The sequence below is a fragment of the Donghicola sp. XS_ASV15 genome (genome assembly GCF_041224595.1).
Lineage (GTDB): Bacteria > Pseudomonadota > Alphaproteobacteria > Rhodobacterales > Rhodobacteraceae > Donghicola.
This window is the reverse complement of the sequence record NZ_JBGFGN010000043.1, coordinates 1-406: the sequence shown is the minus strand read 5'-3', so window position 1 is coordinate 406 and position 406 is coordinate 1. Positions and strand designations below refer to the sequence as shown.

1 pseudogene is annotated in these 406 nt (G+C 55.9%); it reads right to left on the bottom strand.

Features of this window, described 5'->3' with window-relative positions:
- Positions 1-166: 166 nt before the first annotated feature.
- Positions 167-406, bottom strand: a pseudogene (locus AB9K37_RS00550) (IS110 family transposase); the annotation flags it as partial.

Sequence of the window (406 nt, the reverse complement as noted above, 5' to 3'; positions counted from 1 at the left end):
TGTTTTGGCATTGCCTCCACTGGCCCTGATGAGTTCCGCAAGCGAGGTTCCAATCGGCTTATCGACCTCAAGGGGCCGCTGCCATTCCCGGAGTGTCCTTGCTTTTGGTTGACTTAATTCCGCATCATCACTTCAACGTCTTGCATCTCGTAGGCAACCGGTGCGCTTAGAACGCGGGTTGCCGGTATTCCTGTTTCTTGGTCAGCATTGCCCAGATGGCCCGGGCTGCCTTGTTTGCCATCGCGACTGTCGCCAGCCGGAAGGGCTTGTCGGTAACCATCTTGGCTGTCCAGAGATCGACTTTCTGCGGGGAACGTTTCGCCATCACAGCGCGAGACGTCATGCCCACGACCAGCAATTTGCGTATGTAGCGATCCCCCTGCTTTGTGATCTTTCCAAGACGTTC